Below are 17,289 nucleotides of genomic sequence, written 5' to 3'. Positions count from 1 at the left end.
TAAATTGTCTGGAATACAGTGATACAGCGAAATTCTGTACCCCAATGGATGTTGTTGTATTTTAGAAATTACAGGTCGAACTCAATACTTAATAACGGCGCATGCTGCTGAGCACCATAAACATCATTGTCCCCGACGTTGCCGGAAATAATAGTCCGTGGCATGACGATTTTTACCGCGTTGGCCGGATCGAACCAGACAATACGATGAATAAAATCAGGCTTCACGTTATATAAACCGGCAATGAGCTGCGGGGTTAATTGCTCAGAACGTTTGACCCGCTGATAATCTTCCCGGGTTTTAAATAAAATATCTAAAACCAGTTCATACGGTCCGGCGTTTTTGGAGCGGATCACCTGCGCCAGTGAGCATAGGGATTGTTTCATGCCTGAACTCCTTCTGGCGTCACCTGTTCGATATGGAAGTCAAAGCGCAGCGCGTCGCTGGCTTCGATCAGGTGATAGATTGAGAACTCATACACCGGGCCGCTCTGAATATCGGAAGGCGAGAACGGGAAGGCGAGGTTGCCCGCGGTGGCAATGCGGTTTTCATAGCCGTAGTGCAGCAGGGTAGAGCGCACCAGCGAACAGACGCTGTTGGCGATATCCTGGGTTGGCGCAACGACATCAAGCAGGATGCCCAGTTCGTGCCCGGCAGTTTTCATTGGTTCGTGATTGCCCATCACGCCGTTCTTTCCATACAGATGGAAGGTCATGCGGATGCTGTCATCGTTCAGGGAGAGGTTACGTGCGACGCTGGTCTGTACCTCTTCAAGAATATTATCGATTCCGGCAATCATGATCGGGTCGCGCGTTCCGGCAATGGTCAGGCAGCGGAAGCCGACCCGCCGCGCGCCTTCCAGCTTCAGCGCGTACGGCGTCGCTTCATGACGAGAACCGCTGACGTAAACCTCGCCTTCGTTGACGGCTTTGAAGGTGCATCCTTTCAGGTTAAGCACGCCGCCCGGACCGGGCAGGAAATACGGATCGGACTTCTCGTACAGCGTATGCGCCGCCGCAGAGGTTTCGGTAAACTTACGCTTTGGATTAAACGCTTTCAGCGTAAAGCCGCTGTCGTCGATAATCCCCATGGCGCAGTCGGAACCGGAGCCCGGCGTGGCGGCAATGGCCGCGCATTCGAGGATCTTGCCGCAGTGCAGGGCGAGCCCCTCATCAAAGCCCTGCATAATCGGCAGCGCCGCGAAGCAGGCCGGATCGTACGCCCGGCCGCCAAGCACCACCTGGGCGCCGGCGGCGAGCGCCCGCTGAAAGGGTTCGATCCCCATCTGGGCGACGATATAGGTACTCTCTTCAATGGCCTCGTGGGTCAGTTCAGGCACAAAGTCCAGGGCGGTGATTTTGCCGTTATCCAGCGCCTGATGAACGATGGCTTTATCGACATCAGACGGGATCAGCGCCATGGAGAACGACAGTTTTTCTTCCTGCGCAATCTCATGGATAATCTGCCGACACCACTCCAGATGCGGCGCGGCGCCGGATCCTCCAGCGGTGCCGATCACCACCGGAATGTTATTCTTCACCCCGGCGACGATCATATAGCGCAGATCGCGTTTCACCCCGGCCCGGTCGGTAAAAGGTTTGCCTGCCCCCAGATAGTGGGGGCCGGGATCGGATGAACCGGCGTCAACGGCAATCAGATCCGGCGATGCCTCCATAGCTTTACGAAAGCTCTCTTCCGGGAAGCCATAGCCGAGGATTGCCGTCGGCGATAAGATCTTAAAGGTACGAGCCATCTCTTAATCCTTAGTCTGCAACAGCGCGATGGTGCGGTTCATTTCGTTAAACACGATGTTAAGACCTTCGTCAAAGCCCATGCCCGGCTTGATCAGCATACGCATCGGACGCGCGGCCAGCGCGACGTGAACGCAGGTGCGGGCGCTGATCTCGGTTTCGTTACAGGTACCGCCCTGGTAGGCTTCCATCGCGTGTTTGTTGCAGTACAGCACCGCGTCCACGATGTTATGAATGCCGCCGAGATCCGGGGTTTTAATCTGCACCATGTGGCAGCTGCCGGCATCGGTAAAGTCAACGATATCCTGGTAGGTGTTACACCACTCGTCGGCGACAATTTTTACGCCGGAACCGAGGCGGGTCAGCTCTTTGGTAATGGCCGTGAGCATACGGATCTGGTCCGGTTTATTACCCGCATCCACCGGGCCTTCTATGTAGAGCGGCAGGCCCTGCGCCTCTTGCTCCAGGCTGGCGATATAGTCGGCGCAGCGAACCGGATCCATATCGAAAATCAGGCCGATGGTGCCGTACACGTCGATATGCAGCGTGGGGCGATAGCGGGGGCTGGTGCGCAGGCTTAAGATGCGGTCGGACAGCCAGCGGACATACTCACGCAGTTTTTCCCCTTTCAGACCCAGCTTCTCTTCGACGTTGTTAATGAGCGCATGCGGCAGGACGTCAACGCCTTTGAGGATCATTTTGTCCACGGCGATGTAGCGGTCGTCGCCGCTCTGACCAAATAACGGAATCGCTTCCGGTATGCAGGGCAACTGCCATTCGTCGCAAACCACCTCCGCCTTCAGGCGGCCGCTGGCCAGCGCTGTGGCGTCGAGCAGCGCCTGGGAAAGACCGTAGCGGACGGCGGTATGCAGCAGATGACCGTCGATGCGCAGCTTGTCGAAGAAGCGGGCGTTCGGCAGGAAGGTATCGACATCGCGGCCCTCCAGCAGCGGTTTGATATGATCGTTGAGGAACGGGATAAAGTTCTCCGCCAGGAACAGCGGGTCGCGGCCGCCCGCGCCGGAGTACTGTACGGCGGCACAGTCACCGACCGCCACCGCGCCGTTTTCCAGAATCAGCTGGACGGATACGCATTCACCCGCCTGGCGTACCGAGGTGAAGCCTGGCGTTACCGGAGCACCGGTATAAATGAACCCATCATGACCCGCGCCGTTTTTGATCGCCTGCTGATCGTCAAAATAGAATGAAGAGTAGCCAGCGGTGAAAAGGGCCTGTTTAATTTTCATTATGGTCTTCCTATTAATTTACTGTGGGATACCGCGTTGATGTCATCAACAACCATCTGGAATGAGGGTTTGCGTCCTTCAAATTGCGCACGTTCAGCGACGTAATCGTGGTGCAGGGCGAGGATGTCCTTCGGCAGCGGAACCGCGCCGGCTTCAAGCACGCGAATGGCGCCGGCATTGTCGCGAACCGGCAAAATTTTGCCCGCGTTGCAGGATGCGGGGGCAAAAGGCACGTCCAGGACGCCCGCTTCAAAGGCCAGCACCGTACCGCGGGCGATGTCGCCGTTGCCCAGCTCGAATACTTTCTTCAGCACCGCGCGAACCTCGCTTTTTATCAGCTCCACTTCCTGCTCAACCGCGGCGCAGGGCGGGAACTTCTGATCGCTGACCATATTGAGCATCTGGCGGGATGCCCTCAGCCCCTGCGCGTTGGCCGCCGCGGTGGGAATACCGAACGCTTCATGCGGGCTCTTGGTGATCACTTTGGTGGCGCCGGACATCCCGGCTACCGCCGCGCCCCAGGAGATAATGGCAAAGGCTTTTGATTCATCTTCCGGAAAGCCGCCCATCCACTGGTGGAAGACGGTACTCAGCTCATAATCGTCGAATCCGTAATTGCCAAAGTATTCGTGGGAGAGTTCGCGAAGAGATTTAATCGCCGCGATGTCCTGGGTCAGGCTGCCGACCTGGCCGTAGCCGACGGTGATTGACTTGACGCCCTGTTCCAGCGCCAGCAGACCTTCGATAATGGCCACCGCGTGGGACATAAACGGTGGGATCAGGGTGCCGGTCAGCGGGCCGAACGGTTCGCGGTTAATACGAATGCCGTGTTCTTCATACAGGCCCATCAGGCGGTCGCAGTACTGCCAGTCGCGAATCGACTTCTCCAGAGTGACGCGCTTGGCGTAGGGAATGTTGTAGGAGATACCGCCGCCTTCGTAGCTGGTAAAGCCGCTGGCCATGGAGATTTCCGCCAGCAGGCGCGCGTCTGGCGTACCGTGACGTACCTGGACCGGTTTTTCCAGCGCTTCGGTCATCCGGCGGCAGGCGGCGACGCCGTGGTTAACCACCGGCAAACCATTCAGTTTGGAGGTTCCCGCCTCGATGGATTTCTGTATGCCGACCGCCGCTTCTTCGTAACGGTTGAGGCGGGTATAGGCATCGATGGTGCTGGGCAGCAGATCGCACTCTTCCTGCAGGGTTTTGAGCAGCGCAATATGTTCATCCATCAGCGCCACGCCCGCGCGCGGCTGGCTCAGGGTTTTACCCTCCTGGTCGGCCTTAAGCAGAGCGTGAGAAAAGCGTTTTTTCTCAGGAATGGTTTGCTGGTACTTCACGCCATCTTCGAAGTGCTCAACGTCCTTGCCGGTATGCCAGGTCTGCAATACCTGATGCCGCTCGGTCATGAATTCGTCGTGGGTTAATTTTTTATTTCGAAGTTCCATTCGTAGCTGCCTTCATTTATAGGGTTAAACAGTGAATGCTGGTGCGAGCGGCGAGCTCGGGGTAGAGCCTGGCAACGTTTGCCAGCAGCGGAAGCAGGCCTTTTGCATCGCGGTAATAATCAAACCGGGTTGGCAGGAGAATGCGTCTGCCGTCGTCATCCAGTTCGCGGTATTTCAGCCAGCGGTGGATGTCGAAGCCGCTGGCGCGGGAGAGCCATCCACCGGAACCGACGACTTTACGCACGGGGGTCAGATCGCGGCCCATCTGTAAATCGACGTTGCCCACGCAGGTGCAGACCTGCTTTTTGGTGCCCGCGTGGCGTTCGCTGGCGTAGCCGACGCACAGCCCGGCCAGCACGGTGTCGAAATATTTTTCTTCCTCATTGAGCGGCAGATAATCCGGCTGAGCGACCAGATGGCGCAGGTAGCGGTAAAAGGCCTCCTGACGCTGCGGCTGGTGGGCAAACACCACGTTCACCAGCTCCTGAGTACTTTCACCGACCACGACAGCTGAAACGCGCATGCCGAGATCGCCTTCTACCGTACGTTTAACAAACGGTTCCGGAACCCCGTGCAGAACGGTATCCGGAGAGAGCGTGTTGGCGCTGGCTGAGTAGACGTCGGTGGTGGCGCCGCCCATATCGATCAGCATGAACTCTTTCCACGCGCTGTCGTAATGGCTGATGGTTTTTACCAGCTCGTAGACGGTCCACGGCGTTGGCATCGGCTCTTCGCCGGTTTCCGCGACAATCACGTCCAGCCCTTTACCTTTGACGATTCGGGATAAGAAGACATCGCAAATCGCCTTGCGGGCAGCGTAGGGATTAGGGTGATCGAGATCGGGCAGAATGTTGTCTACCGTGGTCAAATCTTTGTGGCCAAGGATGGCCTGAACCTCGTCCTGAATATCCCGGTTTCCGGCATAGATAATGGCGCAGTCGAGCGTTGACTCCGCCAGCGCATGGGCGTTGGCCAGGCCGTAGCTCTCCTCGCCGCCGTCGGTTCCGCCGGTAAACAGCAGGATATCCGGCGGCGTGGCTTCCAGCGCCTGGATATCGTGGCGGTTGAGTTTGTAGGCGTAGTATTGGGCGATTTTGGCCCCCGCCGAGTGGGCGGTGACTTTTGCTGATTCCAGGGTGATGGACGGCACCAGACCCATCGCGGCAACGGCAAGACCGCCTTTTGCCGATGAAGAGTATTTCAGCGTGACGTCACCGCGGTGCAGCAACGGGCGCGCATCGGCAACGTTAAGCACCCGGTTCAGGCTGGCAAAAAAGCCTTCCGCCAGGTGATGGGTAGTGGTCGGGGTCAGAACGTGGTTTACCAGCGTCAGCTCATCCCCCTCCTGTGCGAAGAGGGCCGCTTTGGTCCACGTCGAGCCGATATCGACAGAGACGGTTTGCATCAGATAGCCTCTTCCAGACACTGCTGTTCAACGCCGTGGCGCTGGTTGATATCGTTCGCCATCAGCCTGCAGACGTCTTCCAGATCGTGGCTTGGGGCAAAGACGCGATTGAAGCCCATCTCTTTGAATTTGGCCTCGACGTCGGCAAAATCATGCTTACCGACCACCAGGTTGCCGCCAACGTAAAGAAGAATATCGCCGATACCCCGTTCGATGCAGCGTTCGCGCAGTCCCAGGCAGTCGATATCGCCGTGGCCGTAAATAGACGAGACAACGATGGCGTCCGCGCCGGTTTCGATAGCGGCATCGATATATTCATCCTGACTGACCATCACCCCCAGATTGATTACGCGAAAATCATGGGCAGTAAAAACGCGGTCCAGGACTTTGTTGCCTACTGCATGGCAGTCAGCACCAATGACGCCAATAACAAGTGTTGATTTCTTCATGGGTAATCCTCTGTAAGGCTGATGGTATAAAAATAAAAACGACTTTCTAATATTTGCAGCGTTGATGATGGCCGCCTGTTAATAGGGCTGGAGTGTCTGTGGTTCGAAGGGGGGAAGCAATTGATCTATTTTCAGAATATCTTTCAAAAAAGTCTTGTTTTTGATTTTTCTTTAAAAAATCCTTTTGTATCATGATGTTGTTAGTTTTTTTATTGTCTGGGGTTATTTCTGTTCAGATCTTTTTAATAAATAGATTGCGATGTTTGTGAGCAAGGTCTTATTTTATATTTTGCGTTTATTTTGCCTTGATAATAAGCGGTAAATACAATTCTTTAAATTTTTCTGTGAGCATAGTAACGGAATTTATGTGCTGTTTTTTATATGCGTCACGGCGAATTTGTTAGATTAAAGATATAAAATGGTGATTTGTTTATTTAATATTTCATTTTTGTTGAATGGCGGAGTGGGGCAGGAGAGCTGCTGTCCGGGGGGATAAAAGCGCAGGGGGAAAGTCTGCTGCATAAAGAGCAGGGTGCGTTGCGTCACAAAACGACGAGAAAGAGAATGTACGCCGCATTTACTTGATAATGAGATAGTTACGCATCTGTGTTAATTGAAAGTAAACGCAATGATAAATGTAATAAGCAAAAAAATTTAGGGCATTAACTTGATAAAAAAAATCTGTGAGCTACACGACATTGTCAGCTGATGCCCGGATTAATGCGCCCAGCGCTCATCCCATTAAATTCCCCTCCGCGGCGAAATAAATGGACTATCATTTTCAGTAACCGTTGATACTCTTGAAAAACATATTGTTAACCTAGTGTTTACCTGTACGGTACACGGTATACATAATTAACATTTAAAATGAAAATTGATTTAAATCAATGTTTAAAACTTGGAAAAGGTCGCGAAATGGAGTTAAATTGTCGCGGATCAAATTGACCGAAATCTGGTATTTTCGCTATAAATTGATCGCTGTCGAAAACTGCAAATTTATCACAATAAAAACCTATTTATTGTAAGGGTTTTGCAGCGTAATATAATCACGGGATCAATTTGGGTGTTTTGTTAACATGTTTGTAACTTCTCATTACTATCGTTTTCTTGCATGAGAAAACGGGCGTGACGAGAAGAAGCAAATAAATTTGTATTGGGGCATGCGTGTGACCCTTTCTAACGGGGTTCACTCTCGGAGTCTTCATGCGATGAGCAAGGAGTCATGATGTTAGATATAGTCGAACTGTCGCGCTTACAGTTTGCCTTGACCGCGATGTACCACTTCCTGTTTGTGCCGCTGACGCTAGGTATGGCGTTCCTGCTGGCCATCATGGAAACGGTCTACGTCCTTTCCGGCAAACAGATTTATAAAGATATGACCAAGTTCTGGGGCAAGTTGTTTGGTATCAACTTCGCGCTGGGTGTGGCAACCGGTCTGACCATGGAGTTCCAGTTCGGGACTAACTGGTCTTACTACTCTCACTATGTGGGCGATATCTTCGGTGCGCCGCTGGCCATTGAAGGTTTGATGGCCTTCTTCCTCGAATCTACCTTTGTCGGTCTGTTCTTCTTCGGTTGGGATCGTCTGGGCAAAGTTCAGCACATGGCCGTGACCTGGCTGGTGGCGCTGGGCTCCAACCTGTCGGCGCTGTGGATCCTCGTCGCTAACGGCTGGATGCAGAACCCGATTGCGTCGGACTTTAACTTTGAAACCATGCGTATGGAGATGGTCAGCTTCTCTGAGCTGGTCCTGAACCCGGTTGCTCAGGTTAAGTTCGTTCATACCGTGGCGTCAGGCTACGTGACCGGCGCGATGTTCATTCTTGCCATCAGCTCCTGGTATATGCTCAAAGGCCGCGACTTCGCTTTTGCCAAGCGCTCCTTCGCTATCGCAGCCAGCTTCGGTATGGCGGCGATTCTCTCCGTTATCGTTCTCGGTGATGAATCCGGCTACGAAATGGGCGACGTGCAGAAAACCAAACTGGCGGCTATCGAAGCTGAATGGGAAACTCAGCCTGCTCCGGCGGCCTTTACCCTGTTTGGTATTCCCGATCAGAAGGCGCAGGAGAACCGCTTCGCGATTCAAATTCCTTACGCGCTGGGCATCATTGCGACTCGATCCGTGGATAAACAGGTTACCGGCCTGAAAGACCTCATGGTTCAGCACGAAGAGCGTATCCGTAACGGGATGAAAGCTTACGCGCTGCTGGAACAGCTGCGTGCCGGTTCAACCGACCAGGCCGTGCGCGATCGCTTTAACGACGTGAAGAAAGATCTGGGCTACGGTCTGCTGCTGAAACGCTATACCGACAACGTCTCTGACGCGACGGAAGAGCAGATTGCTCTGGCGACCAAGGACTCTATTCCTGCCGTGGCGCCGCTCTACTTCGCCTTCCGTATCATGGTAGCGTGCGGCGTGCTGATGCTGTTGATTATCGGCGCCTCCTTCTGGAGCGTGATTCGCAACCGCATCGGTGAGAAAAAATGGCTGCTGCGCGCCGCGTTCTATGGCCTGCCGCTGCCGTGGATTGCCGTTGAATCGGGTTGGTTTGTCGCCGAATATGGCCGTCAGCCGTGGGCTATTGGTGAGGTGCTGCCGACGGCCGTCGCGAACTCGTCGCTGACCGCGGGCGACCTGATCTTCTCTATGGTGCTGATTTGTGGCCTGTACACGCTGTTCCTGGTGGCTGAACTGTTCCTCATGTTCAAGTTTGCCCGTAAAGGACCAAGCAGCCTGAAAACCGGTCGCTATCACTTTGAACAGTCCTCTGCGGCTATTCAGTCGGCACGCTAAGACAGGAGTCGTCAAATGATCGATTATGAAGTATTGCGTTTTATCTGGTGGCTGCTGATCGGCATTTTGCTTATTGGTTTTGCCGTCGCCGATGGCTTCGACATGGGGGTGGGGATGCTCACCCGTTTCCTCGGTCGTAACGACACCGAGCGTCGAATTATGATTAACGCCATTGCCCCGCACTGGGACGGAAACCAGGTGTGGCTGATCACCGCCGGCGGCGCGCTGTTTGCCGCCTGGCCGATGGTCTACGCCGCCGCGTTTTCCGGCTTCTATGTGGCCATGATCCTGGTGCTGGCCTCTTTATTCTTCCGTCCGGTGGGTTTCGACTACCGCTCGAAGATTGAGGATAACCGCTGGCGTAACATGTGGGACTGGGGCATCTTCGTCGGCAGCTTCGTGCCGCCGCTGGTGATTGGCGTGGCGTTCGGCAACCTGCTGCAGGGCGTTCCGTTCCACGTTGATGAATATCTGCGCCTGTACTACACCGGTAACTTCTTCCAGCTGCTGAATCCGTTTGGCCTGCTGGCCGGTATTGTTAGCGTGGCGATGATCCTGACGCAGGGCGCGACCTATCTGCAGATGCGTACCGTGGGTGAACTGCACCTGCGCACCCGCTCCGTGTCTACGGTGGCGGCGCTGGTGACGCTGGTCTGCTTCGCGCTGGCGGGCGTTTGGGTCTACTACGGTATCGACGGTTATGTGGTGAAATCGGTGATGGATCATACCGGCCCGTCTAACCCGCTGACCAAAGAAGTCGCGCGTGAAGCCGGCGCGTGGATGGTGAACTTTAATAACATGCCGGCGCTGTGGGCGATTCCTGCTCTGGGCGTGGCGCTGCCGCTGCTGACCGTCATCTCGACAAAAGCGGATAAAGGCGCATGGGCGTTTCTGTTCTCCTCGCTGACGCTGGCGTGCATCATTCTGACTGCCGGTATCGCCATGTTCCCGTTCATTATGCCATCAAGCACGGCGATGAACGCGAGCCTGACCATGTGGGATGCGACCTCCAGCCAGCTGACGCTGAACCTGATGACTTACGTGGCGATTGTCTTCGTACCGATTATTCTGGCCTACACCGCCTGGTGTTACTGGAAAATGTTCGGTCGCATCACTCGCGAAGACATCGAAAAGAACACCCACTCGCTGTACTAAGGTAAGGAGCTATATATGTGGTATTTCGCATGGATTTTGGGAACGCTTCTTGCCTGTGCTTTTGGGGTGATTACCGCGCTGGCGCTTGAGCACGTGGAAGCCACCAAAGCAGGTAAAGAAGAACACTGATGAGTATTATCGCGACTCTTTACGCGATAATGGACAAGCGCCCGTTAAGGGCGCTTTCCTTATTGATGGCGCTGGCGCTAGCGGGCTGCATCTTCTGGGATCCGTCGCGCTTTGCGGCCAAAACCAGCGAGCTGGAAATCTGGCACGGCTTCCTGCTGATGTGGGCGGTTTGTACCGGCGTTATCCACGGCGTGGGCTTCCGCCCGCGCGCCATTCACTGGCAGGGAATTTTTTGTCCGCTTATCGCTGATATTGTGCTCGTTTTGGGCCTGTTCTTTTTCTTCTTTTGAATAAGAAATCTCTGTTAACCATATGGGCTTGCATAAGCCCATAAAAATTTACTCCTCGTTTACTTTCCCCCATTCCAAACCACGATTCCCGCGCGTATAGTAGCGAAGTTTGAAAGCACTAACCTTTTGTTGCATTACCGGGATGTAAAGTGAATACAACGCTGTTTCGATGGCCGGTTCGGGTCTATTACGAAGACACCGACGCCGGTGGTGTGGTTTACCACGCCAGCTACGTCGCTTTCTATGAAAGAGCACGCACAGAGATGCTGCGCCATCATCACTTCAGCCAACAGGTTTTGCTGGCTGAACGAGTTGCCTTTGTGGTTCGCAAAATGACGCTGGAGTATTTTGCGCCCGCCAGACTCGACGACATGCTCGAAATCCAGACGGAGATAACCTCAATGCGAGGAGCTACCCTGGTTTTCACGCAGCGAATCGTCAACGCCGAGAACGTCGTTTTGAATGAAGCTGAGGTTCTTATCGTGTGCGTTGATCCACTCTTAATGAAGCCTCGTGCGCTTCCCAAGTCTATTGTCGCGGAGTTTAAGCAGTGACTGAGATGAATATCCTTGATTTGTTCCTGAAGGCGAGCCTTCTGGTTAAACTTATCATGTTGATTTTAGTTTGTTTTTCCATCGCCTCCTGGGCCATCATTATTCAGAGAACGCGTATCCTCAATTCGGCGTCACGTGAGGCCGAAGCGTTTGAAGATAAGTTCTGGTCCGGTATCGAGCTTTCTCGTTTGTACCAGGAAAGCCAGGGTCGTCGCGATAATCTGACCGGTTCGGAACAAATCTTCTACAGCGGCTTCAAAGAGTTTGCGCGTCTGCATCGTGCGAACAGCCATGCGCCGGAAGCGATTGTCGAAGGGGCGTCGCGCGCCATGCGTATTTCGATGAACCGCGAGCTGGAAACCCTGGAAACCCACATCCCGTTCCTCGGTACGGTGGGTTCTATCAGCCCATATATCGGTCTGTTTGGTACCGTATGGGGGATCATGCATGCCTTTATCGCGCTGGGCGCGGTAAAACAGGCGACGCTGCAAATGGTCGCGCCGGGTATCGCAGAAGCGCTCATCGCGACGGCAATTGGTCTTTTTGCCGCTATCCCGGCGGTTATGGCCTATAACCGTCTGAACCAGCGCGTGAACAAACTTGAGCTGAACTACGACAACTTTATGGAAGAGTTCACCGCCATTCTGCACCGTCAGGCGTTTACCAGCAGCGAAAGCAATAAGGGGTAAGCCATGGCCAGAGCACGTGGACGCGGACGTCGCGAACTGAAGTCCGAGATCAACATCGTTCCGCTGCTGGATGTCCTGTTGGTGCTGTTGCTGATCTTTATGGCGACAGCGCCGATCATTACGCAGAGCGTAGAGGTCGACCTACCGGACGCAACGGAGTCGCAGGCGGTGAAAAGCAACGATGAGCCGCCGGTGATCGTTGAAGTCTCCGGCGTCGGGCAGTACAGCGTGAAAGTTGGCCCGGAAACGTTATCGCAGCTGCCGCCGGAACAGGTTATTGCGGAAGCCAGGCGTCGACTTGAGGCGAATGAGAAAACGGTGTTCCTGATCGGCGGTGCTAAAGAGGTGCCATACGATGAGATTATTAAAGCGCTTAACCTGTTGCACAGCGCAGGGGTTAAATCGGTTGGCTTGATGACCAAGCCGATCTAATCGCTCGCAATATGCACGCCCGCCAGCACGTCGGCTTTGGGACAACAGCGTCTCGTGGCCGACGTCATATAACGGGAACAGGCGAACAGTTTTTGGGAACCGATAGTGTCAAAGGCAACCGAACAAAACGACAAGCTTAAACGAGCGATCATAGTATCAGTCGCGCTGCACATCGTATTGATAGCGCTGCTGATCTGGAGTTCGTTTGACGAGCATCTGGATGCTTCTGCCGGGGGTGGCGGAGGTTCCTCTATCGATGCGGTAATGGTCGATCCGGGGGCGGTTGTGAAGAATTATGACCGCCAACAGCAGCAGCAGGCCAGCGCCCGCCGCGCCGCCGAGCAGCGTGAAAAGCAGGCTCAGCAGCAGGCGGAAGAGCTACGTGAAAAACAGGCCGCCGAGCAGGAACGGCTGAAACAGCTGGAACAGGATCGTCTACAGGCGCAGGAAGCGGCTAAAGAGGCGAAAGAACAGCAGAAACAGGCGGAAGAAGCCGCGGCGAAAGCCGCCGCAGCGGCAAAAGCCAAAGCGGACGCACAGGCGAAAGAGGCGCAGGAAGCTGCCGCCAAAGCCGCCGCTGATGCAAAAGCGAAGGCCGATGCGCAGGCGAAAGCAGCCGAAGCCGCTGCGGCGAAAGCGGCGGCGGATGCGAAGAAACAGGCGGAAGCAGAAGCCGCGAAAGCGGCCGCGGACGCGCAGAAAAAAGCCGAAGCCGATGCGGCGAAGAAAGCTCAGCAGGACGCCGAGAAGAAAGCGCAGCAGCAGGCAGAGAAAAAAGCGCAGCAGGAAGCGGCGAAACAGGCCGCTGCTGAAAAAGCCGCCGCCGAAAAAGCGGCAGAAAAAGCCGCCGCGCAGAAAGCCGCTGCTGAGAAAGCGGCAGCCGAGAAAGCCGCCGCAGCGGAAAAAGCCGCCGCCGAGAAAGCCGCGGCAGCCAAAGCAGCAGCAGCAGAGAAGGCCGCCGCAGACAAAGCGGCGAAAGCCGCCGCCGCTAAGGCAGCAGCCGCCAAGAAAGCCGCTGCGGCCAAAGAGGCCAACGGCGTTGACGATCTGCTCGGCGACCTGAGCTCCGGTAAGAATGCGCCGAAAGGTAATACCAGCGGTAGCGCTGGGGGTTCATCTCCTGCTAAAGGAAGTAAGCAGGGGCAGGGTGGGGCATCCCAGGCTGAGATTAACAGCTATATTTCACAGGTGCAGGCTGCGATTAAAGGTCATCTCTATGACTGGGATACCTACAAGGGGAAAACCTGTACTTTACGTGTGAATCTGGCTCAGGATGGAACGCTGTTAAGTGTGAAATCGGAAGGCGGCGATCCGGCGTTCTGTCAGCAAATGCTGGCCGCAACGAGCCGGATGACGAAGTTCCCTAAACCGCCGTCGCAGGCTGTTTATGAAACATTCAAAAATGCGCCACTGGACTTCAAACCTCAGTGATAGTTTTCCCCGTTTATACGGGGAAAACAAACGTCGGTAGGCCCAGGGTTTTGGTAGTTTTGTGTATTTGAGTTTGTTAACATTCTGCTAAATTATCGTGGGCTTTTCGCCTGGATAAGGGAGATATGATGAAGCAGGCATTACGAGTAGCATTTGGTTTTTTAATGCTGTGGGCGGCAGTGCTGCACGCAGAAGTACGCATCGAGATTACCCAAGGGGTCGACTCGGCACGCCCAATCGGCGTTGTGCCGTTCCAGTGGGCGGGGCAGGGTGCTGCGCCGGAAGATGTGGGCGGTATCGTGGCGGCTGACCTGCGCAACAGCGGCAAGTTTAATCCGCTCGATCGCTCGCGTCTGCCTCAGCAGCCGGGTAGCGCTCAGGAAGTACAGCCGGCGGCATGGTCTGCGCTGGGCGTTGACGCCGTCGTGGTTGGTCAGGTGACGCAAAACCCTGACGGTTCCTACAACGTGGCGTATCAGCTGGTTGATACCGGCGGCGCGCCGGGTACCGTGCTTGCGCAGAACTCCTTTAAAGTCACGAAACAGTATCTGCGCTATGCCGCGCATGCTGCCAGCGACGCCGTATTTGAGAAGCTGACCGGTATTAAGGGCGCCTTCCGTACCCGTATCGCCTACGTGGTACAGACCAACGGCGGTCAGTTCCCGTACGAGCTGCGCGTGTCCGACTACGACGGCTACAATCAGTTCCTCGTTCACCGTTCAACCCAGCCGCTGATGTCTCCGGCATGGTCTCCGGACGGCGCGAAGCTGGCCTACGTGACCTTTGAAAGCGGACGCTCTGCGCTGGTTGTGCAGACGCTGGCTAACGGCTCCGTTCGTCAGATTGCTTCGTTCCCGCAGCATAACGGCGCGCCGGCGTTCTCGCCGGACGGCAGCAAACTGGCTTTCGCTCTGTCGAAAACCGGTAGCCTGAACCTGTACGTGATGGACCTGGGATCTGGCCAGATTCGTCAGGTGACCAACGGTCGCAGCAATAACACCGAACCAAGCTGGTTCCCGGATAGCCAGAACCTGGCCTTTACTTCCGACCAGGCCGGTCGTCCGCAGGTGTATAAAGTCAATATTAATGGCGGCACGCCGCAGCGTATTACCTGGGAAGGTTCACAAAACCAGGACGCTGACGTGAGCGCTGATGGTAAAACTATGGTAATGGTAAGCTCGGCCGGTGGTCAGCAGCACATTGCCAAACAAGATCTGGAAGCGGGTGGTGTGCAGGTTCTGTCATCAACGTTTTTAGATGAAACGCCAAGTCTGGCACCTAACGGCACTATGGTAATCTACAGCTCTTCTCAGGGGATGGGATCCGTGCTGAATCTGGTTTCTACAGATGGGCGTTTCAAAGCGCGTCTTCCGGCAACTGATGGACAGGTAAAATCACCTGCCTGGTCGCCGTATCTGTGATAATAAATAATTGATTATTAAAGGAATCAAAGAAATGCAACTGAACAAAGTGCTGAAAGGGCTGTTGATCGCTCTGCCGGTTATGGCAATCGCGGCGTGTTCTTCTAACAAGAACGCCAGCAACGACCAGAGCGGTGAAGGCATGCTGGGTGCCGGCACTGGTATGGACGGTAACGCTAACGGCGGCAACATGTCTTCCGAAGAGCAGGCTCGTCTGCAGATGCAACAGCTGCAGCAGAACAATATCGTTTACTTCGATCTGGACAAATACGATATCCGTTCTGACTTCGCTGCAATGCTGGACGCGCACGCAAACTTCCTGCGCAGCAACCCGTCCTACAAAGTGACCGTAGAAGGTCATGCGGATGAGCGTGGTACGCCGGAATACAACATCGCTCTGGGTGAGCGTCGTGCTAACGCCGTTAAGATGTATCTGCAGGGCAAAGGTGTTTCTGCTGACCAGATCTCCATCGTTTCTTACGGTAAAGAAAAACCTGCAGTACTGGGCCACGACGAAGCGGCTTACGCCAAAAACCGTCGCGCCGTACTGGTTTACTAAGAGAATTGCATGAGCAGTAACTTCAGACATCATCTATTGAGTCTGTCGTTACTGGTTGGCATAGCGGCCCCCTGGGCCGCTTTTGCTCAGGCGCCAATCAGTAGTGTCGGCTCAGGCTCGGTCGAAGACCGCGTCACTCAACTCGAGCGTATTTCCAATGCGCACAGCCAGCTTTTAACCCAACTCCAGCAACAACTCTCCGATAATCAGTCCGATATTGATTCCCTGCGCGGTCAAATTCAGGAAAGCCAGTATCAGCTGAATCAGGTTGTTGAGCGCCAGAAGCAGATCCTGCTGCAGATCGACGGTCTGAGCAGCGGTGGCGGCGCAGCGGGAGCGCAAACCCAGACGCCAGCGGGCGATCAGGGCGCTGCGGCTAGCGGGACGGCGCCAGCGGCCTCGTCAGGCGCCCCGGCGCAGACCGGTGATGCCAATACCGATTACAACGCGGCTATCGCGCTGGTGAAGGATCCCTCTCGCCAGGACGATGCGATGGCGGCTTTCCAGAACTTCGTCAAAAAGTACCCCGATTCAACGTATCAGCCGAACGCCAACTACTGGCTCGGTCAGCTGAATTACAACAAGGGTAAAAAGGACGATGCGGCGTACTATTTCGCTTCCGTGGTGAAAAACTACCCTAAATCCCCGAAGGCGCCCGACGCGATGTTTAAAGTCGGCGTGATCATGCAGGACAAAGGCGATACCGCAAAAGCGAAGGCGGTTTACCAGCAGGTGGTCAGTAAATTTCCTGGCACCGACGGGGCCAAACAAGCGCAAAAACGCCTTAACGCACTCGGATGATTATGGCATGACCAGAAATCGCATCATTTCTGGTCTTGTCGCATGAATCCTAAGCAGTTAAGCAATCTTTATCTAAATTGTTGTTGCGCTGAATTCTGAAATCAGTAATATATGCCGCCGTTGCCAAGGGATATCGAACAAGCCCAAAGCGGCGAAAATAGTGGGTCGTTAGCTCAGTTGGTAGAGCAGTTGACTTTTAATCAATTGGTCGCAGGTTCGAATCCTGCACGACCCACCAATCGTTCTGGTGGAACGCGATAGTAAAACGTGAAGGATAACGTTGCGTCAGCAACGGCCCGTAGGGCGAGGCGAAGCCGAGTCATCCTGCACGACCCACCGTTAAAAGATGTATCCAGCGCAGTATCGGGTGATTAGCTCAGCTGGGAGAGCACCTCCCTTACAAGGAGGGGGTCGGCGGTTCGATCCCGTCATCACCCACCACTCGGGTCGTTAGCTCAGTTGGTAGAGCAGTTGACTTTTAATCAATTGGTCGCAGGTTCGAATCCTGCACGACCCACCAATTTCGAATTGGTGACGAGTGAAGAATATTCAGGCAGTACCCGAGCGGGTCGTTAGCTCAGTTGGTAGAGCAGTTGACTTTTAATCAATTGGTCGCAGGTTCGAATCCTGCACGACCCACCAACTTAACATCGTAGTCAGATGTTAAGCGTGAAGGATAACGTTGCGTCAGCAACGGCCCGTAGGGCGAGTGAAAGCGAGTCATCCTGCACGACCCA

Annotated in this window: 17 protein-coding genes and 4 tRNA genes; 15 read left to right on the top strand and 6 right to left on the bottom strand. The window is 54.7% G+C overall.

Annotated features, from left to right (window positions below; all coding sequences use genetic code 11):
* Positions 1–68 precede the first annotated feature (68 nt).
* The 6 genes from CDA56_RS17155 to glmS are packed head-to-tail and all read right to left on the bottom strand — an operon-like array spanning position 69 to position 6,297.
* Positions 69–386: a DUF4387 domain-containing protein gene (locus CDA56_RS17155; protein ID WP_064375127.1), complete on the bottom strand. Its 318-nt coding sequence runs from the start codon at positions 384–386 to the stop codon at positions 69–71.
* On the bottom strand, positions 383–1,753 hold the full coding sequence (locus CDA56_RS17150; RefSeq protein ID WP_014228452.1) for an acyclic terpene utilization AtuA family protein: 1,371 nt from the start codon (positions 1,751–1,753) through the stop codon (positions 383–385). Before CDA56_RS17150 ends, CDA56_RS17155 begins: the two co-directional genes overlap by 4 nt.
* Before the next feature lie 3 nt (positions 1,754–1,756).
* Positions 1,757–2,998: a methylaspartate ammonia-lyase gene (locus CDA56_RS17145; protein WP_025108135.1), complete on the bottom strand. Its 1,242-nt coding sequence runs from the start codon at positions 2,996–2,998 to the stop codon at positions 1,757–1,759.
* Complete coding sequence (locus CDA56_RS17140) at positions 2,998–4,443, bottom strand: methylaspartate mutase subunit E (protein WP_047724238.1); 1,446 nt, start codon at positions 4,441–4,443, stop codon at positions 2,998–3,000. Before CDA56_RS17140 ends, CDA56_RS17145 begins: the two co-directional genes overlap by 1 nt.
* Before the next feature lie 16 nt (positions 4,444–4,459).
* Positions 4,460–5,848, bottom strand: coding sequence for a methylaspartate mutase accessory protein GlmL (glmL, locus tag CDA56_RS17135; RefSeq protein WP_014228454.1), 1,389 nt, complete (start codon positions 5,846–5,848; stop codon positions 4,460–4,462).
* Complete coding sequence (gene glmS, locus CDA56_RS17130) at positions 5,848–6,297, bottom strand: methylaspartate mutase subunit S (RefSeq protein ID WP_004848951.1); 450 nt, start codon at positions 6,295–6,297, stop codon at positions 5,848–5,850. The genes glmL and glmS overlap by 1 nt, the downstream gene beginning before the upstream one ends.
* Positions 6,298–7,522: 1,225 nt before the next feature.
* On the opposite strand from glmS, the gene cydA reads away from it, so the two are divergent.
* The 15 genes from cydA to CDA56_RS17055 all read left to right on the top strand — a co-directional run bounded on the left by cydA (position 7,523) and on the right by CDA56_RS17055 (position 17,194).
* Positions 7,523–9,091 (top strand): cytochrome ubiquinol oxidase subunit I, encoded by a 1,569-nt coding sequence (cydA, locus tag CDA56_RS17125; protein WP_004130574.1) that lies wholly within the window; start codon positions 7,523–7,525, stop codon positions 9,089–9,091.
* A gap of 15 nt (positions 9,092–9,106) precedes the next feature.
* Positions 9,107–10,246, top strand: a complete 1,140-nt coding sequence (gene cydB, locus CDA56_RS17120; RefSeq protein ID WP_004848954.1) for a cytochrome d ubiquinol oxidase subunit II — start codon at positions 9,107–9,109, stop codon at positions 10,244–10,246.
* Positions 10,247–10,261: 15 nt separating this feature from the next.
* Positions 10,262–10,375: a cytochrome bd-I oxidase subunit CydX gene (cydX, locus tag CDA56_RS17115; protein WP_004100325.1), complete on the top strand. Its 114-nt coding sequence runs from the start codon at positions 10,262–10,264 to the stop codon at positions 10,373–10,375.
* On the top strand, positions 10,375–10,665 hold the full coding sequence (gene ybgE, locus CDA56_RS17110) for a cyd operon protein YbgE (RefSeq protein WP_004100327.1): 291 nt from the start codon (positions 10,375–10,377) through the stop codon (positions 10,663–10,665). Before cydX ends, ybgE begins: the two co-directional genes overlap by 1 nt.
* Positions 10,666–10,814: 149 nt before the next feature.
* Positions 10,815–11,219, top strand: coding sequence for a tol-pal system-associated acyl-CoA thioesterase (gene ybgC / locus CDA56_RS17105; RefSeq protein ID WP_004100330.1), 405 nt, complete (start codon positions 10,815–10,817; stop codon positions 11,217–11,219).
* Positions 11,216–11,908, top strand: a complete 693-nt coding sequence (gene tolQ / locus CDA56_RS17100; protein WP_014228456.1) for a Tol-Pal system protein TolQ — start codon at positions 11,216–11,218, stop codon at positions 11,906–11,908. The genes ybgC and tolQ overlap by 4 nt, the downstream gene beginning before the upstream one ends.
* 3 nt (positions 11,909–11,911) lie before the next feature.
* Positions 11,912–12,340 carry a colicin uptake protein TolR gene (tolR, locus tag CDA56_RS17095; protein WP_004130580.1) on the top strand — a complete coding sequence of 143 codons (429 nt, stop codon included), beginning with the start codon at positions 11,912–11,914 and terminating at the stop codon, positions 12,338–12,340.
* 105 nt (positions 12,341–12,445) lie between these two features.
* A complete protein-coding gene (gene tolA, locus CDA56_RS17090) occupies positions 12,446–13,771 on the top strand; it encodes a cell envelope integrity protein TolA (RefSeq protein WP_049084019.1) in 1,326 nt (441 codons plus the stop codon).
* Between the two features lie 128 nt (positions 13,772–13,899).
* Positions 13,900–15,192, top strand: coding sequence for a Tol-Pal system beta propeller repeat protein TolB (gene tolB / locus CDA56_RS17085; RefSeq protein WP_004133400.1), 1,293 nt, complete (start codon positions 13,900–13,902; stop codon positions 15,190–15,192).
* A gap of 34 nt (positions 15,193–15,226) precedes the next feature.
* Positions 15,227–15,751, top strand: a complete 525-nt coding sequence (gene pal / locus CDA56_RS17080; protein ID WP_004100337.1) for a peptidoglycan-associated lipoprotein Pal — start codon at positions 15,227–15,229, stop codon at positions 15,749–15,751.
* 9 nt (positions 15,752–15,760) lie between these two features.
* Positions 15,761–16,552, top strand: a complete 792-nt coding sequence (gene cpoB, locus CDA56_RS17075; RefSeq protein ID WP_049080954.1) for a cell division protein CpoB — start codon at positions 15,761–15,763, stop codon at positions 16,550–16,552.
* A gap of 162 nt (positions 16,553–16,714) precedes the next feature.
* Positions 16,715–16,790: transfer RNA gene (locus CDA56_RS17070), tRNA-Lys, on the top strand.
* Positions 16,791–16,917: 127 nt separating this feature from the next.
* A tRNA-Val gene (locus tag CDA56_RS17065) sits at positions 16,918–16,993 on the top strand.
* A 3-nt stretch (positions 16,994–16,996) separates the two neighbouring features.
* Positions 16,997–17,072, top strand: a tRNA-Lys gene (locus tag CDA56_RS17060).
* 46 nt (positions 17,073–17,118) lie between these two features.
* Positions 17,119–17,194, top strand: a tRNA-Lys gene (locus CDA56_RS17055).
* Positions 17,195–17,289: the final 95 nt, after the last annotated feature.

This window comes from Klebsiella michiganensis (assembly GCF_002925905.1).
Lineage (GTDB): Bacteria > Pseudomonadota > Gammaproteobacteria > Enterobacterales > Enterobacteriaceae > Klebsiella > Klebsiella michiganensis.
This window is presented reverse-complemented; position numbering and strand designations above follow the sequence as displayed.